Origin of the sequence: Desulfitobacterium hafniense DCB-2 (genome assembly GCF_000021925.1) — a bacterium.
Classification (GTDB): domain Bacteria; phylum Bacillota; class Desulfitobacteriia; order Desulfitobacteriales; family Desulfitobacteriaceae; genus Desulfitobacterium; species Desulfitobacterium hafniense.
The window spans coordinates 362,628-382,979 of sequence record NC_011830.1 but is presented as its reverse complement, the minus strand read 5'-3'; the positions used below and the strand labels follow the sequence as shown (position 1 = coordinate 382,979).

The following is a 20,352-nucleotide window of genomic DNA, read 5'->3' as shown; positions in this document are numbered from 1 at the left end:
ATTTATTTTTTCGCCCCCTTGTAAATGAGATAGATGAACAGCGGTGCACCGAGAAATGAGGTTATGGCACCAATAGGCAGCACGATGGGGGCTATGATGGTTCGGGAACAAAGATCACTTAGCAGCAGGATGCAAGCCCCGGCCAGCATGGAAGCCGGCAGTAAAAACCGGTAATCGCTGCCCACAAACTTTCTGACCATATGGGGTGCCACCAACCCCACAAAATCAATAATGCCCACGAAAGATACCGCACTGGCCGCCAGCAGGGCAGCCAGCACCATACTGACTATAATCAGCTGATCCACATGGATCCCCAAACTCCGTGCCGTCTGCGATCCACTTTGTATCCCATTGTAACTCCAGCTGTTAAACATAAAATAGACAAAAGTCGGACCAAGAATGATAAGGATCAGCCCAATTTCATGCCAGCTGGTGCGTCCAAGATCGCCAAAAGTCCAATAGACTGCCGAAGCCAACGCCACATCGTCGGCAAAGTATTGAACCAAGGCAACCCCCCCGCGAAACAGAGAAGAAAGAGCGACGCCGGCTAAGACCATGGCGGCAGGGGTAACAGTTTTGATCCGGGACAAGACTAAAATAACGAATACGGAAATCATCCCCCCCATAAAAGCGCATGCTGTGACCAGATAGGGGTTGGTAATACTGATGGCTCCGCTTCCCGCAGCATTATGCTGAGAACCCGCGCTAAAATAAACGATAGCAATGGCAGCCCCGAAAGCAGCCCCATGAGAGATGCCTAAGGTTGATGACGAGGCCAGGGGATTGCGCAGCACACTTTGCATGACACAGCCTGCCAGAGCCAAGGCTCCCCCCACCACGATGGCGGTAAGGATGCGGGGCAGGCGTACATTCCAAACAATGGCCTGGGCCTGAGCCGTGCCTGTACCCATGAATGTCCTGAAGACCTCTCCCAGAGTCAGACCGGCAGAGCCGGCTGTAATCGAAAACAAAGCCACACCAAGCAGCAGGGCAATCAGTACCAGGATGACAAACCTTTTTCTGGCCATATACTTTCCGTAAGCTTCCCGGTAGTGAAGCTTACTCCCCTTATTGACCAAGTGTAATCTTTCCAAAGGATAATCCAGCCTCCTTCATATCGGCATAGATCCCCTTTCCTAAGAACTTTTTATAGATCTCATCCACTTTAGCCTCCATATCAATGTCGGCAAACTTCTCGGGGAACAGTACCTTACCCGCATAGTAGGCATCGGCAATTGCCGTTTCAATATTGGTCGTATAATTATTAAAGCTGATGATCGAGTAAACATTTTCTTCTGTCACCGCGCGCAGAGAATTGAAATAATCGGGCTTCTTTGCATATTCTTCATTGACCAGACTTATATTGCCGGGGTCAAGGAAGATAACATCAGGATCCCAGACCTGAATCTGTTCCCAATCCACTTCAAAGCCTTCTTTCTTTCCTACCTCATCCATGACACCACTGACATTAATCGCTTTAAGGGGGCCCAAGCCACCGTAGGTTCCGGCAAATCCCCGGCCCCCCTGATTGGATATAGCCCCGGCATACACCGTCGGTTTGTCTGCCTCCGGAATATCCTTAGTACGGTTATTGAGGTCGGCCTCATATTGGCCCAGATAAGCAATCACCTCAGCACAGCGTTCTTCTTTCCCCAATATTTCACCTATTAATTTCAGGGATTCAACGGTATTTTCTTCAAATAAATTGCCCTGAATAGCGGTAGATACTACAGGAATACCTGTCTTGGCGGCAAGCTGGTCAAGAGCGTCACTGGTATAACTACAGAAAATGACATCCGGCTGCAGGGCGATTATCTGCTCTTCATAGGCGGTATAGCCTCGGCCGCCGCCCTTGCCGATACTGGGGAGGTCTTTGAACTGATCATGATAAACATAGTTATAAGGCCGCCCTATCACTCCGCTCTTGTCGGTATCTTCAATGCCAATCACGAGATCCGTGGCCTGGGCATAAGCGATCAGCCGCAGAGCACCGGCACCGGTACAGATGATGGAGTTTATCTTTGTCGGCACCTCCACTTCTCTTCCCATCATATCGGCAATCACCTGTGTACTTTTCTCTGCACTATTCTCTTTACCGCCGTCTTCCTGACCGGGATTCTGAGATACCTGACTTGCGCATCCTGTCAGAATAAGAAGCGGAATCATCAAAAATAGCAACCATTTTTTCAAAACATTCATCTCCTCTTTTTACTTTTTTAAATATTCTTATATATGTTTTAGACAGCATTATGCTGAACTTTATTGTTTAAGAAAAAACTCATTTATTAATCTCTGACCCAAAAAGATCAATAATGAGCAAGGAAGAGAAGGTATATTGAACCCTGCCAAGGGAATCCAATATCAATATCAGTCAAACTGAAATCACCAAAAGAATCGGATTTCTCACTAAATATTACAAAAAGACCATGAAGTATCCTCCCTATATTAGGGAAAAAGACCTCCATGGTCTTCGTTACACTATGAAGATTTACCTACACTGAAATAATCTCGCTGAGAACTTTCAAAAAGCTATCTATAAATTAACAATTCTTCTCTTATCCTACAAGCCCCCCAGGGGTATTATTTTTCCAATATCCTTAATATTCTTATCGATAGCTTCATAGATAGAGCCGTCCCCGCCAGTGCTTTAATATAGCCCTTAAGCTTTTCTTCTTCCGGCAGGGTGATATCCCGATAGGTTTTAATTCTATTGATTGTATTACCAAGCTTCCCATCTATACACTCAAGCCTATTTTTTTAAAACAAGCCAGTTTAGAAAAGAAACCCATTTTATTGATCCCAGACCCAAATGGGACCAAAAAATGAGCAAGAAGAGAAGGTATATTGAATCCTGCCAAGGAAATCCAATATCAGGATTTGAGAACCTAACAACCTGATGAAAATCCAATGCAATGCCAAAAGACCATGGAGTGTCCGCCCTCTAGTTAGGGTAAACAGACCTCCATGGTCTTCGTTATACTATGATAGGGTGACAATTCCCATCCATCGTCAACTCCTGAATCTAAGCCTAGCTTAACAATTCTTTCCTTATCCTGCAAGCCCCTTGGGGGGATATTTTTTATAATTTTCTCAGCCTGTCTTCACCGCACAGAGCATGAATGTCGGAATTGCCTTATATAATTGCTCATAATATTCATCATACAATCCTTTGGGAAGGCTGAACTTCACAGCAATCTCTTCACAGCCCATATTGGCGAGGGTCATAAAATCCCACTGCGGCCGCCAGCAGCCGGAAAGGGGCAGCTCCCTGAAGATATTGTCCAGCTCCCCGCCATGATCACTTTCTTTGAGCTCAAAACCATGTTCAACCACAGCGGCCTGCCCTTCCTCAAAGTTACGTCTCGCTGTGTCGTCACGCAGATGCAGGAACCAGTTGGCGTCGAAGTTAATCAGCTTCCCGTGGGGCTTAAGAACACGGAGCCATTCACCATAAGCACGTTGCGGGTTCTCTAATACCCAAGTCATATTTCTGCTGATCACAATATCAAATACAGAATCCTGGAACGCCAGGTTCTGCGCGTCCATCTGCATCAGCTTGGTCAGCTCCGGTCTGCCCAGCTTCTCTATATTTTTACGAGCCTCTGCCAGCATTTTACCGTTAAAATCTACGGCAGTGACGTGGTGGCCCAGGCAGCTCAGAAAAATCTCAAAGAAACCGGCGCCACACCCTACATCCAAAATCTCCAGTTTTCGATCAGTCTGAACAAAGGGTTTCAGGATGCTTTTCCAGAGCGCGTTCTTCTCACTTGTTAATTCATCGACACTGATTTCTGTAAAGGCTTCCGCTTGGGTGCTCCAGTAATCATTGATGATAGCCAATTTGCTCACACCGCTTTTCTGATTAATTGAATTTTGATCACGACTTCAACAATCCGCTCTTATCAACCTGATTGGCAACCAGATCTTTGTAAAAGCCTTCCTGAGCGATCAATTCGCTGTGATGCCCAACCTGCACGACGCGGCCTTTGTCGAGCACCACCAGCTTGTCCGCAGCCATAATCGTGGACAGGCGATGGGCAACGACAACCGTGGTTCTGTCGCCTAATTTATCATGCAGCGCCTGCTGAATAAATTTCTCGTTCTCACTGTCCAGACTGGAAACGGCCTCGTCCAAGACAAGGATCGGCGGGTTTTTCAGTACGGCACGGGCAATAGCGATACGCTGCCGCTGTCCCCCGGAAAGACAAAAACCCCGTTCCCCGGCAATCGTATCGTACCCATTGGGCAGCTCCATAATGAAATCATGAGCATAGGCCGCTTTGGCCGCTTCTTCAATTTCCCCATCCGTCGCCTCCGGCCTGCCCAGCCTGATATTCTCCCTGATGGAAACATTAAAAAGAAAAACATCCTGCAGAACCGCCGCGGTTAAGTCACGCAGGTTATCCAGAGACATGTGGCGGATATCGACGCCGCCTATGCGTATGGAACCGCCTTCAGCATCCCAATAACGCAGCAGGAGGTTGATACATGTGCTTTTGCCGGCACCGGAGGGGCCGACCAGGGCAACAGTCTGGCCTGGCTCTATGGCAAAGCTCACATTGTCCAGGACCTTGTCCAGGTCATCATCATAGCGAAATGAAACATGCTCGAAGACGACCCTATGCTGAAGCGAGGAGCAATCCATATCCTTCCCATCGTCTTTTACGACAGGAGCGGTATCAAAAACCGTCTGAATGCGGTTGGCTGCGGCAAAAACATTGCCAAGATTTCTGGCGACGCCGCATACTTCAATGATCGGGCTGAACAGCAATGCGGAGAGCATGACGACCATGGGATAGACCTCAAAAGCCAAAACATTTTGAGATACGAATACGGCGGTCACAGCCATGACGACAACAGTAAAGACCCCCACAAAAATCTGCATCAGGGCACTCTCCGTCCCCGCCCGTTTACCGTATGTCAATTGCGCATCGTAGAGACTCTGCATGCTCTCCTTATTTCTCCCTTTGTAGCGCTCCAGATAATTCAGAGTCAGCAGCTCGCGCAATCCCTGAATGCCTTCGATGGTGACCGCATTGGCTTCGGCTGCTTTTTCACGGACTTGCCTGCCCTGCTCATCGGCCTTTTTCTGCAGCAGAAAGGGTGTCCATATGGTTAATATGGAAAATATCATCATGAGCAGAGAAAGCAGGATATGAATCTTGGCCAGCAGGACAAGCAGCACGATCGTAATTGCCACCGCGACCAGGAAGCTTCCGAAGGTATGGGCCAGAAACCACTCCAGAATTTCGACGTCACTCATCAGCGTGGCCCCGATCTGACCGGAACGCTTCTTTAAAACGAAGGCCGGCGAGATGGTTTCCATCTTGTCATACAGCTTGATCCTGAAATCTCTCAAGACCCGGTAAGCTACATCATGACCGAACCACATCTCTCCGTAATACATAACAGCCCTCAAAACAATACAAACACAAAGCCAGCTGAAGAGCACGCGGAATTCAGGCAAAAGTCTGCCTTCCATGGCCAAGGCCGCCATGTAGGCCACGATGCCGGCGGAGCCGATTGTCCCGATGTGCTTTAAAAAGGTGGTGACGATGGTGGCTATCATCTCCAAGGAATAGGGCTTCATGGAGGCGATAAGGCGGAGGGTATTTTTAATGCGCGTCGTTTCATGCTTGCTTTCCCCGTTAGGCATTGTTCTCATCCCCTCTCTGGGCACGAACGAGATCGGCATATATGCCGCCCTTCAGCAATAGCTCTTCGTGGGTGCCTGCCTCTGCCAGCTCACCATGATCCAAAACAACTATCTTGTCCGCATTCTGCACTGTGGAAAGCCGATGGGCAATGATGATGGTGGTGCGCCCCTTGGTGAGCGAATCCAGCGTATTCTGAATTAGGGCTTCATTCCTGGCATCCACACTTGAGGTCGCCTCATCCAGGATCAGCAGCGGCGCATCCTTCAGGATGGCACGGGCAATCGCCAGTCGTTGCCTCTCCCCTCCGGAAAGATTGACACCCCGCTCGCCAACGACAGTAGCATAGCCTTGGGGAAGCTCCATGATAAATTCATGGGCACCGGCCGCTTTGGCCGCGGCTATGACTTTGTCATCAGCAGCATCGGTGTGGGACATACGGATATTCTCAAACACGGTTCCGTAAAAAAGATAGGTATCCTGAAACACCACGGCGATCTTGCTTTGCAGATAACTGATGCCGTAATCCTTTATATTTATGCCGTTCATCAAGATGCTGCCCTGGGTCGGCTCATAAAAGCGGAAGAGCAGATTGACCATGGTTGATTTGCCTGATCCGGATTTGCCGACAACGGCAATGGTTTGACCGCCTTTGATCTCCAGATTGATTCCTGCAAGGGCCGGCTTCGCCTCTTCGTTATAAGCAAAGGTCACATCCTGAAACTGAACTGCCGGCAGGGGACCATCCAGCGAAACAGTATCGGCATGCTCTTTTTCCGTGATTTTCAGCTCTTCATCCACGATTTCAAAAAGCTCCTCCGCCACGGACAAGCCCAGAAAGCTGTTGTGCCAGTGGCCGTTAAGCTCCGACATCGGGCGGGCGCATTCCGCGGCAAGAAACAGGAAAGTGGATATCGCCATCACGGGAAAGATCCCTGACTCTGCCCGATAGGCGGCGATGGCCACGGTTATTGCCGACGCGACCGAAGTCAGCAGCATCATGAGGCCTGAATCGATCAGAGAGAAGGTTGTATTGCGAATGGCCTGCACATAAAAGCCCTGGGCGTTTTCAGCCAGTTCACGGCCCTTGGCCCGGCTGGCTTTAAAGGCCATCAATGTGGACATCCCCTGGACAGCATCTATATATTGGGCGTTGAGGGTCGCATAGGAGCGCCAGTAGGTCACAATGCTGCGGCTGACCAGCGGTACGGTTAAATAGGGGACAATAACGCAGAGCAGCATGGACACAATGATGATCAGGCCTGTCACCACATCGAGGGACGTCAGATAAATACCGATGGCAAGACCGGATATGGATATGGTTATTATCTGGGGAATATAGTTTACGAGGAACGGCTCCAGGGATTCGATCCCATCCAGCACCAGGGACTGAACCTTCCCGCTCCGCTTATCGCTCAGATACCCCGGACCGAGATGGAGTATCTTGTCGAAGACCAAAAGCCTTATCTTGTTCTTGACCTTAGCGGCCACTACCTTGCTGTAGCTCTCCATCATACGGCTCAAAAATCCGCGCAGAAGCACCGCTGCCAGCGCGATTAGGACCGGGGCGACAATAGCCTGCAAATCACTGCGCGCAAAAACAATGGACACGGCTTTGGCCATGGCCAGTGCCTGTCCGATATAGGTGGCGCTGATTGCCAAGCCAATCAGAACCTTCAAAGCAACCTCACCCTTAATTGCCGCGACGTATCGCAAGAGGCGTCCATATGCTCTCATCTGTTTATCCTCTCGTTATTTATATAGGGAAAAAAGCAAGCCGCCTGATGTCCGGGCCCGCACTCCGTGAGCTGAGGTCTTTTTTCGGCGCAAACCTGCCTTCTCCTGCCGCAACTCGCCAAGAAGCAGCATCCACTCTCTTCAGCATTCAACTCTGCCGATGGTATGGCCGGCAGTTCTTTATTGGTACCGGAAGTATCCAGCATAAAAGCTTCCGCACAGGATATGAGCAGCTCTGTATAGGGATGAAGGGGATAGTTCATGATGCATTCTGTTGTACCGCACTCTACTAATTTTCCCCGGTACATCACAAGGACCCTGCTGCACAGACACGAGACAAGAGCCAGATCGTGGGAAATAAATAAATAGGTTGACTTTTTTTCCTGCTTTAACCTGACCAGCAAACGCAGAATCTGTGCCTGAACCGTAACGTCAAGGGCGCTTGTTGCCTCATCGAAAATCAGCAGATGAGGCTCGGTTAAAAGGGCCCGGGCAATGGCCACACGCTGACACTCTCCCCCGCTGAGCTGCCGTACCCGCCGGTGCATATATTCTTCCGGGATTTCTACCATGCGCAAGGTTTCCCTTATGATCGATTTCCCTTCTGCCTTAGATGTTTTACGGGTATGGGACAGCGCCTCGTATAGGCAGGCAAAAACCGTCATATGCTTAGCGAAGGTATCTGAGGGATCCTGAAACACCATATTGACTCTGTGTTTCCGCCCGCGGCCTTTCTCAATGCGAATGGGTTTGCCATTCAGGAGTGCTTTTCCTGAACTGGGCGCTTCCAGGCCCGACAGCAGGCGAGCCAGAGTACTCTTGCCGCAGCCGCTCTCCCCCACCAGGCCGATGGATTCTCCTTCTTGAATTGAGAAACTCACATTATCAACAGCGGTGAGCTCTTCGTAGCGCTTGGTCAGATTTTCAATGGTCAGGATGTTACTGTGCATATTTTTCTCCTGCCAATCGGCACATAACCCTATGGTCTGAGCCAATCTCCCGGGTTTGGGGAAGGGTTTCCCTGCACAGCCCGCAGCCTAGGGGACATCGGTTATAAAATGAGCAGCCTTGAGTTTTCTCTTCATGGTAAATCGTCGGGCCCATTGGCAGCCTGCCCTTTTTGTTTAAAACCGAATTGATCAGCATGTGGGTATAAGGGTGGGCGGGACTGGAGAGAACCTGAGCTTTGGAGCCCGATTCGATCAGCCGCCCGTCAAGCATGACGCCGATTTTGTCTGCCATACGGGCGACAACGCCTATATTATGAGTTACAAGAAGCATAGCGGCGCTGCAATTTTCCTGCAGTTTTTTCAGTGTACCCACAACTTCTACCTGTACCGTAACATCCAAAGCAGATGTGGGCTCATCCGCCAGAATCAGAGTGGGGTTCATCGCCATGGCCATGGCCAGTGCTACTCTTTGAATTGTGCCGCCGCTCAGCATGCCGGGATAGGATTTGAGGATTCGTTCCGGCTCTTTTAAAGCCAGTGTCTTCATACACTCCTGGGCCAGGCGGTCGGATTCCCTTCGGCTTATTTTTGCCCTGACCGAAAGGGCCTCATGAAATTGTTTCCCCACCTTCATGATCGGATCCATTGCGCTGCCGGCTTGCTGGTGGACGGTCGCAATGGCTGCTCCGCGCAGTTTTCGCAGCTCCGGCTGTGGCAGTGAGATGAGCTCTTTCCCTTCAAATACGACCTCGCCTTCAATATATCTGCCGCCCTCTCCCAGCAATCCGGTAATTGCTTTGAGTAAGGTTGTTTTTCCGCTGCCGCTTTCGCCAACCAGGCAATAGGTCTCATGACTTTTCATAGCAAGGGTGACGTCTTTGAGAGCCAAATGATTGCCATAGGCTACGGAAAGCCTGTTTATTTCGAGCAAGAGCTCACCTCCTCCGCAACCTGGTTTTCGAATACTTAGGCGTTAATATCCGTATTTTCGTTCAGCAAATAGTATTCGGTGGCTTGGGTGGAATAGCCGGTGACTTTTTTATTGGCTGCAATCTGATATTTGAGGTGCCCAATCGTCAAGAACCCGCAGTCCTCCACGATCTTTTTCTGAATTTCTTGGGCAAGCTCTTGCCTTTTGCCGTCAGCAAATTCTTCATCGAGCTGAGCGATTAGTGCGTCAACCTCCGGATTTGCATACTTGCCGTAGTTATAGTCAGCGCCGCTTTTAAGCATAATGTCCGCAAAATACTGGGGATCCGCCACAGGCGCCATGATATAGCTGTTGAGCGCCAGATCAAAACCGCCGTTTTTGAGAAAATTGGTATGGGGCTCATAATCGTTGATCCGGATGTCGATGCCGATGCCGATTTCCTTTAGGGACGCCTGAATCGCCTCGCAAAATGTCGGCAGCAGGCTGCCATGAGAACCATAGGAGTAGAGCTTGAAGCTCATGGGTACCCCATTCTTATCTAAGATGCCATCGCCGTCGCTGTCTGTATATCCGGAATCGGCAAGAAGCTTCTTGGCCCCTTCCTTATCGTAGTCGACGCCTTTAATCTTTCCATAGGAAAAGCTGACGGGGAAAATTGCCGTCGCCGCTTCTGAGTTGCCTTTGTTGATAACGTCAGCAAAGGTCTCCCGGTCAATGGCCATGGTAATGGCCTTGCGCACATTAAGATCGGACAGAAATTGATTTTCAAAATCAAAATACATAACTTGCGAACGGGAGCCCGAGGATTTCGTCACATCAAACCGATCGTTGCCCATAAACTGCATAATATTCTCAGTAGGAAGCTGAAAGGCAAGATCGACTTCTCCATTATCTAGGGCCATCGCCTGAGCGTTGCCATCCGTGATGTATTTTATGGTGATGGAGCCGAGCTTGGGCGTACCGTTCCAATAGTCTTGATTGGCGGTTAGTTCCATCTGGCCTTCCGCCATCGACTGTATCACAAAAGGCCCGGTGCCAACCGGTATACCCGTTTCATCGCTAAGGGTATCACTATCCAGGATGGTGCAGACAACGTCCGCCATGTTGTTAGGAAGGGCGGCATTGATCCCATTTGTTTTGACCGTGAGCTTTTGTCCATCCACTGCTATGGAGGCGATATTCAGCATGGTCACCGCCCGCGGGTTCATGGCAATCGTGCGCTCCAGGCAAGCCTTAACAGACTCGCCCGTCATTTTTTTCCCATTAGAAAAGTTTACGTCATCACGCAGGATAAACTCCCAGGTGAGCTCGTCAAGGCGCTGGTAGGTTTGGACAAGCCAAGGCTCCAGCTCCAAATGATCATTAATTTTAAAAAGGCGCTCGCCGACACCGATACGGGTGGTGTCCCAGCTTGTTTTACCAGGGTCAAGTGATTTGATTTCCGAGTGATAGGCAACATTCAAGTGCTTTGCCCCGGCCTCAGTCCGGCTTGTCCCCGGGGATTCGGAGCCAGGGCTGACCGCTGCGGGCGTGTTGGAGCAGCCGGCCAGGATCACAGCCGCCATGACCAGCAGTATGAAGCCTTTTAATCGTCTTTTCATAACTTTCCTCCCCTATTTTGTTTTTACATTACAGACAGCTCTTGCTGTCTTACTGCCATATAGTCCTGAACACTGTCACCAAGCCGGTTTAAAATGATGACGGTGATCAGTATTGCAATTCCTGGAAATAACGTCTGCCACGGTGCTGTCATGAGTACTTTTCGGCCTTCACTGATCATAAATCCCCATTCAGGTATGGGTGGCGTTGCGGAGAGTCCCAGGAAAGAAAGGGCTGAAATCTCCAGCATGGTTCCCGCCAGAGCGTTCATGGCTGTTACAAACAATAATGAACTGATATTGGGAATAACATGATGAATCATAATGTAGGCTGAGCCGCATCCGCACAGTCTCGCCGCGTTAACATAGCCCGCGTTCCTGATCTTCAGCACCATGCTTCTCGCTATTCTCGCATAGGATATCCAGCCGATTACACCGAGGGCAATCACCGCATTGCCAAAACCGGCTCCGAGGACGCCGACGATGGCAATCGCCAGAACCTGACCGGGAAACGACTGAAAGATCAGTAAAAGCCGTTTCAGGATATTATCTACGATCCCGCCATAATATCCGGCAGCCACTCCTATCAAAGTACCCAATACACCGGTAATGGCCACGATCAGCAATGTTGCCGACAATGAACTCCGCGCACCGGTCAACACCCTTGAGAACAGACATCTCCCCAAATTATCCGTTCCAAACCAATAGTCGTAACTTGGCGGCTGATCAATGGCCATGACATTGGTCTTATAGGGATCATAGGGAGCTATGCTCTCACCAAACAAGGCAACCAAGAGCAGGCCCAGGGTAAGTACTATATACACGGCAAGCCTGATTTTTGTTCTTTGGCATTTCATCCCATCGTGCATTAGGTCGTTCTCCCCTTAGCCTTTTTAACACGCGGGTCAAAAAAACTGTATGATAGTTCTGTCAACCCATAAAGAAGGCAGAAGATCAGAGAAGTTGTCACAACAAAACCTTGAATAATTGTATAGTCTCTTTCGTTAATTGCGTTAAGGGCCAAACGCCCCAATCCCGGCCAGGAAAAAATTGTTTCCACGACTGCTGTTCCGCCAATCAATTCTCCAAAGCTGAGGGCAATAAGGGTCATGATGGGGAGCATCGTATTTTTCAGAACATGGCGAAAGAGAATTCTTAATTCACCGACACCCTTTGACCTGAGTCCATTGACGTAGGGCTCCCTCAGTTCTGCGGAAAAAGTAGCCCGTATCTGCCGCACCATTCTCGCGCAAATACCGGTAGCAAGGGTTACCACAGGCAGGATGATGCCGGCCGCTCCTGCCGTGCTGCTCATCACAGAGATTAGTTTCAGTTTGTAGGCAAAAACATAGAGCAGTCCCAGTCCGACTAAAAAGGAGGGCATAGCCAACCGTATGAAGGCAAGGGTGCAGGTGAGTTTGTCAAAGGCCCTGTCTTTTTTTACAGCTGCCAATACACCAACAGGCAACGCCACAGCAATACCGGCAGCCAGACTGACGGCCGCTAACAGCAGGCTGTTTTTGAGCGCGTTCATGATCCGCGGCGTCACGTTTTTCCCATCGACCATGGAAACGCCGAGATCCCCCTGAACAAAGCCCGACAGCCAGGAGCCATACTGCTCAAGAAACGGCCGGTCCAAACCCATTTCGGCTCTTTTCGCAATAATATCCTGCTCGGTTGGCATGGCCCCCCCTGCGCGCAGTATGGTCACCGCCGGATCACCGGGCGCAAGATGCATAAGGGAAAAAGATAAGAAGGTCACACCAAACAGCAATATCGCTACGTCGAATAGTGTCTGCAATAGTTTCTTAATACCGTGTTTCCACATTTGTCTCTCGCTTCCGCCAGTCACTGCCCGTCTTTGTCCGCAGGTGACAGTGCCCTAACCTGGATTCATAATTTGGAGGGGATTGAGGCCTTATCCGCTGTGACCATAAAAAGGGGGACAGAGCGGTAAAGGAGCTGTTTTTCCTCACTATACACCTCTTCATTAAGTCTGGGTGTAACTTTTATCTTTTCATATCCAAATACCGGCAGTTGCTCAGTATCCCAATCCGGACGCAGGATATTATTAAAGTACAGGAGCTTTTTGAACTCTTCCTCTGTTTTCTCATCCCCGCGATATGAATTGGGCGGAGTGCCATATTTCTCCCTGTACTCCGCCTCGTCTGCTTTTCTGGCGGCATTCCAATCCTCATTAAGTGTATAGTGCCAATTCCCATCCAAATACAGCAGGCGCCCGCCCGGCTTCAAGACACGCAGCCATTCTTTAAAGGCTTTTTCAGGCTCATAGAGTATCCAAGTGACATTGCGCCCCACGATATAGTCGAAGGTATTGTCAGGAAAATCCAGTGAATGGCTGTCCATTACACTGAACTCTGCGTCAATCCCCGCCTTTTGGGCGTTTGCAACTGCGGTTTCAATCATTTTTTCAGAGCAATCAATGCCATGAACATCCCAGCCCATGCTTCCCATCAGCAAGGCAAAAAAACCAGGACCAGTGCCAACATCCAGCACTTTGCCGGCCGGGCAGGGCGCATTGCCGATGAGGAGGTCGCTCCATTTTTTGGACAGCTCACCGGAGAATTCATTTTGAATAATCGCATTGTAGCCATCGGCGCAAAAGCTCCAACGCTTGCCGATTGCTTTTGCTTCAGAAATTCCCATATGTATCACCTTTCGTTTGCATAATATTAAAAAATGACAAAAGACCATGAAGTGTCCATCCCTGGTTAGGGCAAACAGACCTCCATGGTCTTCGTTATACTATGATGAAATGGCCCCATCCATGGCCAACCTCCAAAGGTATTCATAGTTTAGCAATTCTTTTTTTATCTCACAAGCCCCATGGGGGGATATTTTTTGGCTCATTTTATAAACCGGTCAATGGCCTTATTCAGATTTTCCATAGCCTCCTCATTACCAAGCTCCCAGGCATCAACAATGCAATGCTCAATATGATCCTTAAGAATAACCTTACCGGTATTATTGAGTGCGGCTATAACTGCCGATAATTGAATCAGCACTTCGCTGCAGTCCTTCTCCTCTTCTACCATCCGTTTCACTGATTCCAGATGGCCAATGGCCCGGGATAACCGATTGAGTACGGCTTTGGTGTGATGGTGAGTGTGGCTGTGGCCCTTCTCTCTCATGATAATCATCCGACTCCTTCATTTAACAAATTAAGACATCTAACAAATTAAGACATCCGCGAAAAAATAAAAAACCACAGAGTTAACCCCTTTTGGGCTAAACCTCCATGGTTTAATTAAATCTTATTCACTTCTTGTGAGGTATGTTATTCGCTCTAATTTTGCTTTTTCCTCCTTTAGGGGCTTTTACTTCGGTTTATCAGTTGTTTGTTGATACAAGCTCGACTTGGGCATGGGTGAAATGGGGTGTAGTGCCTAATATAACTTCTAGTTCAGGGTAATTACGCTCAATCAGTAACCGGTAGTTCTCATGAAAAGCGCAGAAAGTGCTTATGCAATTCGTGAAATGAATAGCCTCCACTTGAAAATCCGCTAAGTTTTCTATTTGGGCGATAATCCGATAAGGGGCGATTTGAGACGGACACCCCGGACAATTGACCACTCCTACCAGCTCAACCTGTATATCCCTGGCATATCTACCAAATGCACCAACTCTGTTTTTCACATCATACAGGCATTGGGCGCTGGAACAGCCAAGCTTTTGAGTCACTTTCGAGCAGCAAAAAAGCGCGATTTTCATTGCTGCATGCACCTCCTCACCGTTTCTCAATAGGCCTTTGCCCATTAAACAGGTCTCAGTCCACAATAAAAAAGCCATAGAGTGCCCGTAAATCAGGCAGACCTCCATGGCCTTGCTCATGCATTTTTAGTTTCATCGTCTTATAAATGAATACTAGAGATCAACCCTTAGAATCTGATTTTTTCTAAGATTTAGCGAAAATCTTCAGATTTCCCTTACAGCTGATATCTATTCGACGCTTGAGAATAATCTCCTTCTCTGTCTGTCGTTATATCCCCCCTGGGAGCTTGTCTGAATTTTTCGACATTGTTATACTCATTCCAATTACATTTAGGATGATTTTACGAAGGAGGATTTTATGAAAAAGAAACTTGCTCTGGTATTATCTGTACTTCTCATGATTACGATCACAGCTTGCTCCAGCGGTGCCGGTAAGACGGTGGAAGACACACCTTTCCAAAATGGCTCTGCCCAGCCCCCAGCCGATGAGATAGTCGCTTATGTGGGCGGCACTATTTTTGACAGCAGCCTGGACCCTGTTAAGGGGGCCATGAGCTATGGGTATTCCTTTACCAACTGTGCCCTGCTGAGGGTAAATCCGGATTCTAACTACGAAGGCGACATGGCCACAGAATGGTCGATTAGTGATGACGCTTTGGTCTATACCTATACACTCAGAGAAAACGTCAAATTCAGCGATGGTTCAGATTTTACCGCCGACGATGTGGTTTTTACCTACAATACGGTCAAAGAGAATCAGGCACACAACGAGAATGTCGATCTTACCAAGCTGGCCTCGGTCAAGGCGCTCAATAATTATACGGTGCAGTTTACCCTGTCGGAACCCTATTCACCTTTCCTTGATGCCACCGCCTGCTTGGGGATTGTGCCCAGTGACAGCTATGACAGCAAAACATTCGACCAATATCCCATCGGAACCGGAGCCTGGATCGTCACCCAATATGATTCCAACCAACAGATTATTGTCAGGGCCAACGAGAATTATTACGAGGGTGCTCCCGCAATCAAAAAGGTAACCTTTGTCTCTATGAACAGTGAAGCAGCTTTTTCCAACGCCAAATCAGGTCAGCTGGATATTGTGATGATCGGACCCAATTACACCGCTGAAAAAGTAGCTCACATGACGACCGAAAGATTTGAAACAATGGATATCAGGATGATCAATCTCCCGGTTCTCAAGGAACAAACCATGAAAAATCCCGATGGGAAGGAGATCAAGGTAGGGAATAACGTGACATCAGACATCAGTGTCCGCAAAGCCCTGGCGATCGGCATCGACCGTCAGACGATTATTAACCACGCTTTTAACGGCATCGGCAAGCCTGCGGTCAGCTTCACTGCCAATCTGCAATGGGCCAATACCGATACCTATCAAGATAACAGGAAAGAGGAAGCGGCCGCCCTGCTCCAAGATGCCGGTTGGGTGGATACGGACGGCGACGGCATCCGGGAGAAAAACGGCATAAAATGCGAATTTGACGTTTATGCCCCCGGCTCCGACAATGAGCGCTTTCTGCTGGCCAACGCAGTTGCCGAGGATGCCTTACAGCTGGGCGTGAAGATAAACGTCAAAACCGCCAGCTGGGATGAGGTCGCTCATCTTCAAAGCAATTCAGGTATTGTCTGGGGCTGGGGCCAGTACAGCCCGACCGTATTGAATTCGCTGTTCAATTCCCAACTGTTCCTCAAAGGCGCTTATGATAACGTTTCTGGCTACTCCAACCCGCAGGTGGACGCAGACATTCAAAAGGCATTCACTTCCACCTCTCACGACAGCGCCATTGCCGCCTGGAAAGCAGTTCAGGCGACAGCCAATCAGGATTATCCCTATTTGTATATTGTGAATATCGAGCACTGCTATCTGGTCAACGATTCCTTGAATCTGTCTCTGGATACCCAGATTGCTCATCCCCATGGGCACGGCTCGCCGATTATCTGCAACATGAAGGATTGGAACTATAAATAATGACATCGAGAGGTCTTTCCGGTTACCGCACTTTTGGGGGAGATAAAAATGATCAGAACTAAACAAACTGTTTCCATTTTAGTCCGGATGGTTCTGCTGCTGGTGGCGGTCTGTGTGATTGCGTTCCTTTTGATTACAAGCTCACCCATAGATCCTTTGGTTTCCTATATCGGAACAAATTCTACCCTGTCGGAGGAAGCCAAGCAGGAGATTTCCGATTACTGGGGGCTTAATGACCCTTTGCCGGAAAGATTCTCGGCTTGGGCCACCAATGTGCTGCATGGGGACTTTGGCGATTCCATTACTTACAAAAAACCGGTGCGTGATGTGATTTGGGAGCGTTTCTCCTATTCCGCCGTCCTGATGCTGATCGCGTGGACAGCCTCCGGCGTGTTAGGCTTCCTGATCGGCATCGCGGCCGGTATGCGCAAGGGGAGTCTTTTTGACAAAATGGTCAAGACCTTTTGCCTATGCCTGCAATCGGCTCCGACCTTCTGGCTCGGCCTGCTCATACTCAGCCTTTTTGCCGTTACTTTGGGATGGTTCCCCATAGGCATGGCCGCTCCGATGGGCAAACTTGCCTCAGACGTGACGCTGGGAGACCGGGCCTACCATCTGGTGCTGCCGGCACTTACTCTTACCATTGTCAGTATAAGCAAGATCACACTTTATACAAGGCAAAAGCTGATTGAAACCATGGGCAGCGACTATATTCTGTTTGCGAAAGCAAGGGGTGAAAGCGACCGGCAGCTCGTCATTCGCCATGTGCTCAGGAATATCGCTTTGCCTGCCGTTACCATACAGTTTGCCTCCTTCAGCGAACTGTTCGGAGGCATGGCTCTGGCGGAAACCGTGTTTGCCTATCCGGGCATCGGTACGGCCACTACCGCCGCCGCCCTCAACGGCGATGTCCCGCTGCTGCTGGGTATCGCCATCTTCTGTGCATTGTTTGTTTTTTCGGGGAACCTGATCGCCAATATCCTGTATGGAGTGCTGGACCCAAGGGTGAAGGAGGGCGGCGACTATGTATGAGAACAAGCTTACACCTGCCGGAAAACTTGGACTGCCCAAGATCAACATAAGAACCAAAATGCTTATTTTGATTATTTTTTCCGCCATTTATTTATTCGGTATTCTTATTTGGGGTTTTTTCATGGACGAGTCCCTGTATGCGGTCAATTATACTCACAAGTTCATCCCTCCCGGCCTGGAGCATCTTTTCGGCACGGATTTTATGGGCAGGGATATGTTTTACCGCAGCATTAAAGGGCTGTCGACAAGCCTTGTCATCGGAGTGCTCGCCTCTGCTGTCAGCTCCGTTCTGGCCCTGCTGCTGGGGATAGCTGCAGCAACCATAGGCGGAAAATTCGACCGGTTTGTCAATTGGTGTGTCGATTGCTGCATGGGCCTGCCCCATCTGGTCCTGCTGGTTCTGATCTCTTTCATGTTGGGCCGCGGGGTGAAAGGCGTGGCGGTAGCCGTTGCTCTGACCCACTGGCCGGAGCTTACCAGGATCGTACGTGCCGAAGTTCTGCAGATTCGTTCCTCCCAGTATGTGCAGTTATCCTATAAGGCTGGAAAGTCAAGATTCTGGGTTGCCAAGGAACATATGGTACCTCATGTGCTCCCTACCTATTTGATCGGGCTGGTTCTGCTGTTTCCCCATGCTATCATGCATGAGGCCGCACTCACCTTTCTGGGCTTCGGCCTGCCGGCGGAATCCCCCGCGATCGGGGCGATTCTATCGGAAGCGATGGTCCATATCGCGACGGGTAAATGGTGGCTTGCCCTGTTCCCCGGCCTGTTGCTCTTGATCGCGGTCATCCTGTTTGACGTCATCGGCGAAAATCTTAAAAAGCTGCTGAATCCTAACAGCGGTAATGAGTGAAGAGGCGGTGAGGTGTATTCATGCAGCTTGAAGCAAAAGATATCTGTTTTCGTTATACGAGCAAAACGGCCCCCATACTCAGCCAGGTAAATTTTACATTGAAAGAGGGTGAAAAACTGGCCTTGGTCGGCCCTTCGGGCTGCGGTAAAAGCACCCTTGCCAAAATCCTGGCCGGATATATCAAGCCGTCCAACGGTACGGTGCTGCTGGGCGGCAAGCCCCTCCCTGATCAAGGCTATTCCCCTGTCCAAATGATCTATCAGCATCCTGAACTGGCGGTCAACCCCAGATGGAAGATGTCCAAAATCATTCATGAATGCTGGACCCCCAACGATGAACTTCTCAAGGACATGGGAATTGAGAAGGAATGGATGTCCCGCTGGCCAACAGAGCTGTCGGGAGGCGAGCTTCAGAGATTTTGCGTCCTACGGGCCCTTGGACCGGAGACAAGGTTTTTAATTTGTGATGAAATAACCACCATGCTGGACGTTATTACCCAGGCACAGTTGTGGCAGATCATTTTGGATATTGCCAATAAGAACAGGTTAGGCCTGATAGTCGTAACACATAATAACTATCTGGCGCACAAGGTCTGCGATAGAATCGTTAAGCTGACGGATATCAATCATGTCTGATCCGCAATTGGGCGGAAACGAAATGCAGGATGTTTTAAGCCACAGAGAGAAAAAAGCACATCATTGACCAAGCATTAGAGCATATTCGTGAATTAGAGGCACGGGAAATTTCTGATGCCGGGAACCACGAGATGATCTGGAACTATAGACGCATATGCTCACAGGCGCTGTTTTCACACAGCGCCTATTTTACTAATTTGGCGCACCAGGCTCCGTCCTTTTAATCTTCAAATTAGTCTTAATCGCCGGAGGATATTGTTTCAGCGTCTCCGCCATGTTCGTCGTTATCTTTAACGCCTCTTTCCTGTTGGCTTCTTTCTTCACCGGGTCCACTCTGTTTAAAGCGACGAGGGTTTTCAGCAGCTCCCCGTAAGCGCTGAGCATAGTGTCGCGATGCGTGGCGTATTGGGCGTTATATTTCATGCTCTCGGGATTAGCGTCCTCTTGTTGTAGCTCAGTTTGAGCAGTTGGCACAGTTTTCGGCTTGATGATCTTCCTTTCCACCGGGATCAGTTCCAGGGGCTTATCCATTGCCTTATCCGCTGCCTCTTCTGTCTTTTCTTGATTTTGCACCCCTTGATTCTCCGGTTCCCGGCGTTCTTCTTCCTCAGCCGTCCGCTCCCTTACCTTGACCGTCTGCTGAAGCTCCCGCTTGCTCATCTTTCCCACATCATTGTCCGCTATAAATTGGTCCCGATCCTCTACCGAGATCCCAAAGAGGGCAATCCCTTGGGTGTAGTTCAAATGGTGCACCGGTGCACCATTTGAGCCCTCTTCCCCATCGGTTGAGGAGAGTATCGGCCCGTATTCCCGGAAAATTTTCATCAGCCTGCTGGCCGTGCTCCGGGAGTAACTCACGGATTCAGTCAGCCATTTGAGCCACTCCCCGTGGGGTACCAGCTCTTTGGCCTCTGTCAGACGCCGCCCGATCTCTATGGCATTGCTGAGCAGCATTTTTCCACTTTGTTCCTTGATAACGTTAATTTCAGACGCTATTTGCCCAGGCGTCCTGTTGGAATTTTCCATCCTCATATCGGCCTGCCCATCCTTTTTTCAGAATACCTTTTCAGATACCGCTATAGGATATGCCAAACCCCAGACAAGTGTGAGGATTGGAGCCGTCAATAAAGATAATTAAGGCTCCTTGGACAAAAGTGCGTTCCAATAGTAACCATAGTACAGGCAGCTTCATACACTATACAACCATGCCGAACCTATCGGCCTCTGGCTTAGAGGGGAG

Annotated in this window: 18 protein-coding genes; 4 read left to right on the top strand and 14 right to left on the bottom strand. The window is 49.4% G+C overall.

Going from position 1 to position 20,352, the window contains the following annotated elements:
* Positions 1 to 2 precede the first annotated feature (2 nt).
* From DHAF_RS01795 to DHAF_RS01735, 13 genes are all read right to left on the bottom strand, one after another.
* On the bottom strand, positions 3 to 1,079 hold the full coding sequence (locus DHAF_RS01795; RefSeq protein WP_018307197.1) for a FecCD family ABC transporter permease: 1,077 nt from the start codon (positions 1,077 to 1,079) through the stop codon (positions 3 to 5).
* Positions 1,069 to 2,199 (bottom strand): iron ABC transporter substrate-binding protein, encoded by a 1,131-nt coding sequence (locus DHAF_RS01790; protein ID WP_242659922.1) that lies wholly within the window; start codon positions 2,197 to 2,199, stop codon positions 1,069 to 1,071. The genes DHAF_RS01795 and DHAF_RS01790 overlap by 11 nt, the downstream gene beginning before the upstream one ends.
* Before the next feature lie 891 nt (positions 2,200 to 3,090).
* A complete protein-coding gene (locus DHAF_RS01785; protein ID WP_015942707.1) occupies positions 3,091 to 3,849 on the bottom strand; it encodes a class I SAM-dependent methyltransferase in 759 nt (252 codons plus the stop codon).
* 28 nt (positions 3,850 to 3,877) lie between these two features.
* Positions 3,878 to 5,656 (bottom strand): ABC transporter ATP-binding protein, encoded by a 1,779-nt coding sequence (locus DHAF_RS01780; protein WP_015942706.1) that lies wholly within the window; start codon positions 5,654 to 5,656, stop codon positions 3,878 to 3,880.
* Positions 5,649 to 7,391 carry an ABC transporter ATP-binding protein gene (locus DHAF_RS01775; protein ID WP_015942705.1) on the bottom strand — a complete coding sequence of 581 codons (1,743 nt, stop codon included), beginning with the start codon at positions 7,389 to 7,391 and terminating at the stop codon, positions 5,649 to 5,651. Before DHAF_RS01775 ends, DHAF_RS01780 begins: the two co-directional genes overlap by 8 nt.
* Positions 7,388 to 8,341 (bottom strand): ABC transporter ATP-binding protein, encoded by a 954-nt coding sequence (locus DHAF_RS01770; protein WP_015942704.1) that lies wholly within the window; start codon positions 8,339 to 8,341, stop codon positions 7,388 to 7,390. The genes DHAF_RS01775 and DHAF_RS01770 overlap by 4 nt, the downstream gene beginning before the upstream one ends.
* Complete coding sequence (locus DHAF_RS01765) at positions 8,331 to 9,272, bottom strand: ABC transporter ATP-binding protein (RefSeq protein ID WP_015942703.1); 942 nt, start codon at positions 9,270 to 9,272, stop codon at positions 8,331 to 8,333. Before DHAF_RS01765 ends, DHAF_RS01770 begins: the two co-directional genes overlap by 11 nt.
* Before the next feature lie 35 nt (positions 9,273 to 9,307).
* Positions 9,308 to 10,873: an ABC transporter substrate-binding protein gene (locus DHAF_RS01760; protein ID WP_015942702.1), complete on the bottom strand. Its 1,566-nt coding sequence runs from the start codon at positions 10,871 to 10,873 to the stop codon at positions 9,308 to 9,310.
* Positions 10,874 to 10,896: 23 nt separating this feature from the next.
* Positions 10,897 to 11,739: an ABC transporter permease gene (locus DHAF_RS01755; RefSeq protein WP_015942701.1), complete on the bottom strand. Its 843-nt coding sequence runs from the start codon at positions 11,737 to 11,739 to the stop codon at positions 10,897 to 10,899.
* Positions 11,739 to 12,698 carry an ABC transporter permease gene (locus tag DHAF_RS01750; protein WP_015942700.1) on the bottom strand — a complete coding sequence of 320 codons (960 nt, stop codon included), beginning with the start codon at positions 12,696 to 12,698 and terminating at the stop codon, positions 11,739 to 11,741. The genes DHAF_RS01755 and DHAF_RS01750 overlap by 1 nt, the downstream gene beginning before the upstream one ends.
* Before the next feature lie 65 nt (positions 12,699 to 12,763).
* Positions 12,764 to 13,537, bottom strand: coding sequence for a class I SAM-dependent methyltransferase (locus tag DHAF_RS01745; RefSeq protein WP_015942699.1), 774 nt, complete (start codon positions 13,535 to 13,537; stop codon positions 12,764 to 12,766).
* A gap of 200 nt (positions 13,538 to 13,737) precedes the next feature.
* The gene (locus DHAF_RS01740; protein WP_015942698.1) at positions 13,738 to 14,031 is read right to left on the bottom strand and encodes a metal-sensing transcriptional repressor; all 294 of its coding nucleotides are present in this window, start codon (positions 14,029 to 14,031) and stop codon (positions 13,738 to 13,740) included.
* A 190-nt stretch (positions 14,032 to 14,221) separates the two neighbouring features.
* Positions 14,222 to 14,602, bottom strand: coding sequence for a CGGC domain-containing protein (locus DHAF_RS01735; protein WP_015942697.1), 381 nt, complete (start codon positions 14,600 to 14,602; stop codon positions 14,222 to 14,224).
* Positions 14,603 to 14,960: 358 nt separating this feature from the next.
* On the opposite strand from DHAF_RS01735, the gene DHAF_RS01730 reads away from it, so the two are divergent.
* From DHAF_RS01730 to DHAF_RS01715, 4 genes are read left to right on the top strand one after another with little or no spacing between them, the layout of a single operon-like run.
* On the top strand, positions 14,961 to 16,589 hold the full coding sequence (locus DHAF_RS01730) for an ABC transporter substrate-binding protein (protein WP_015942696.1): 1,629 nt from the start codon (positions 14,961 to 14,963) through the stop codon (positions 16,587 to 16,589).
* Positions 16,590 to 16,637: 48 nt separating this feature from the next.
* A complete protein-coding gene (locus DHAF_RS01725) occupies positions 16,638 to 17,621 on the top strand; it encodes an ABC transporter permease (RefSeq protein ID WP_015942695.1) in 984 nt (327 codons plus the stop codon).
* Complete coding sequence (locus DHAF_RS01720) at positions 17,614 to 18,477, top strand: ABC transporter permease (RefSeq protein WP_015942694.1); 864 nt, start codon at positions 17,614 to 17,616, stop codon at positions 18,475 to 18,477. The genes DHAF_RS01725 and DHAF_RS01720 overlap by 8 nt, the downstream gene beginning before the upstream one ends.
* A 20-nt stretch (positions 18,478 to 18,497) precedes the next feature.
* A complete protein-coding gene (locus tag DHAF_RS01715; protein WP_015942693.1) occupies positions 18,498 to 19,112 on the top strand; it encodes an ABC transporter ATP-binding protein in 615 nt (204 codons plus the stop codon).
* Between the two features lie 192 nt (positions 19,113 to 19,304).
* Here the strand turns inward: DHAF_RS01715 and DHAF_RS01710 are convergent, their stop codons facing one another.
* Entirely contained in the window at positions 19,305 to 20,144 is an 840-nt protein-coding gene (locus tag DHAF_RS01710; protein ID WP_015942692.1) for a DUF3102 domain-containing protein, read from the bottom strand.
* Positions 20,145 to 20,352 lie beyond the last annotated feature (208 nt).

Excerpts from the sequence above, each read along its gene's own strand:
- DHAF_RS01780 (WP_015942706.1), bottom strand. The coding sequence starts at position 5,656 with ATGCCTAACGGGGAAAGCAAGCATGAAACGACGCGCATTAAAAATACC.
- DHAF_RS01715 (WP_015942693.1), top strand. The coding sequence starts at position 18,498 with ATGCAGCTTGAAGCAAAAGATATCTGTTTTCGTTATACGAGCAAAACG.
- DHAF_RS01750 (WP_015942700.1), bottom strand. The coding sequence starts at position 12,698 with ATGTGGAAACACGGTATTAAGAAACTATTGCAGACACTATTCGACGTA.
- DHAF_RS01745 (WP_015942699.1), bottom strand. The coding sequence starts at position 13,537 with ATGGGAATTTCTGAAGCAAAAGCAATCGGCAAGCGTTGGAGCTTTTGC.
- DHAF_RS01775 (WP_015942705.1), bottom strand. The coding sequence starts at position 7,391 with ATGAGAGCATATGGACGCCTCTTGCGATACGTCGCGGCAATTAAGGGT.
- DHAF_RS01735 (WP_015942697.1), bottom strand. The coding sequence starts at position 14,602 with ATGAAAATCGCGCTTTTTTGCTGCTCGAAAGTGACTCAAAAGCTTGGC.
- DHAF_RS01725 (WP_015942695.1), top strand. The coding sequence starts at position 16,638 with ATGATCAGAACTAAACAAACTGTTTCCATTTTAGTCCGGATGGTTCTG.
- DHAF_RS01710 (WP_015942692.1), bottom strand. The coding sequence starts at position 20,144 with ATGAGGATGGAAAATTCCAACAGGACGCCTGGGCAAATAGCGTCTGAA.
- DHAF_RS01755 (WP_015942701.1), bottom strand. The coding sequence starts at position 11,739 with ATGCACGATGGGATGAAATGCCAAAGAACAAAAATCAGGCTTGCCGTG.
- DHAF_RS01760 (WP_015942702.1), bottom strand. The coding sequence starts at position 10,873 with ATGAAAAGACGATTAAAAGGCTTCATACTGCTGGTCATGGCGGCTGTG.
- DHAF_RS01730 (WP_015942696.1), top strand. The coding sequence starts at position 14,961 with ATGAAAAAGAAACTTGCTCTGGTATTATCTGTACTTCTCATGATTACG.
- DHAF_RS01790 (WP_242659922.1), bottom strand. The coding sequence starts at position 2,199 with ATGAATGTTTTGAAAAAATGGTTGCTATTTTTGATGATTCCGCTTCTT.
- DHAF_RS01770 (WP_015942704.1), bottom strand. The coding sequence starts at position 8,341 with ATGCACAGTAACATCCTGACCATTGAAAATCTGACCAAGCGCTACGAA.
- DHAF_RS01720 (WP_015942694.1), top strand. The coding sequence starts at position 17,614 with ATGTATGAGAACAAGCTTACACCTGCCGGAAAACTTGGACTGCCCAAG.
- DHAF_RS01740 (WP_015942698.1), bottom strand. The coding sequence starts at position 14,031 with ATGATTATCATGAGAGAGAAGGGCCACAGCCACACTCACCATCACACC.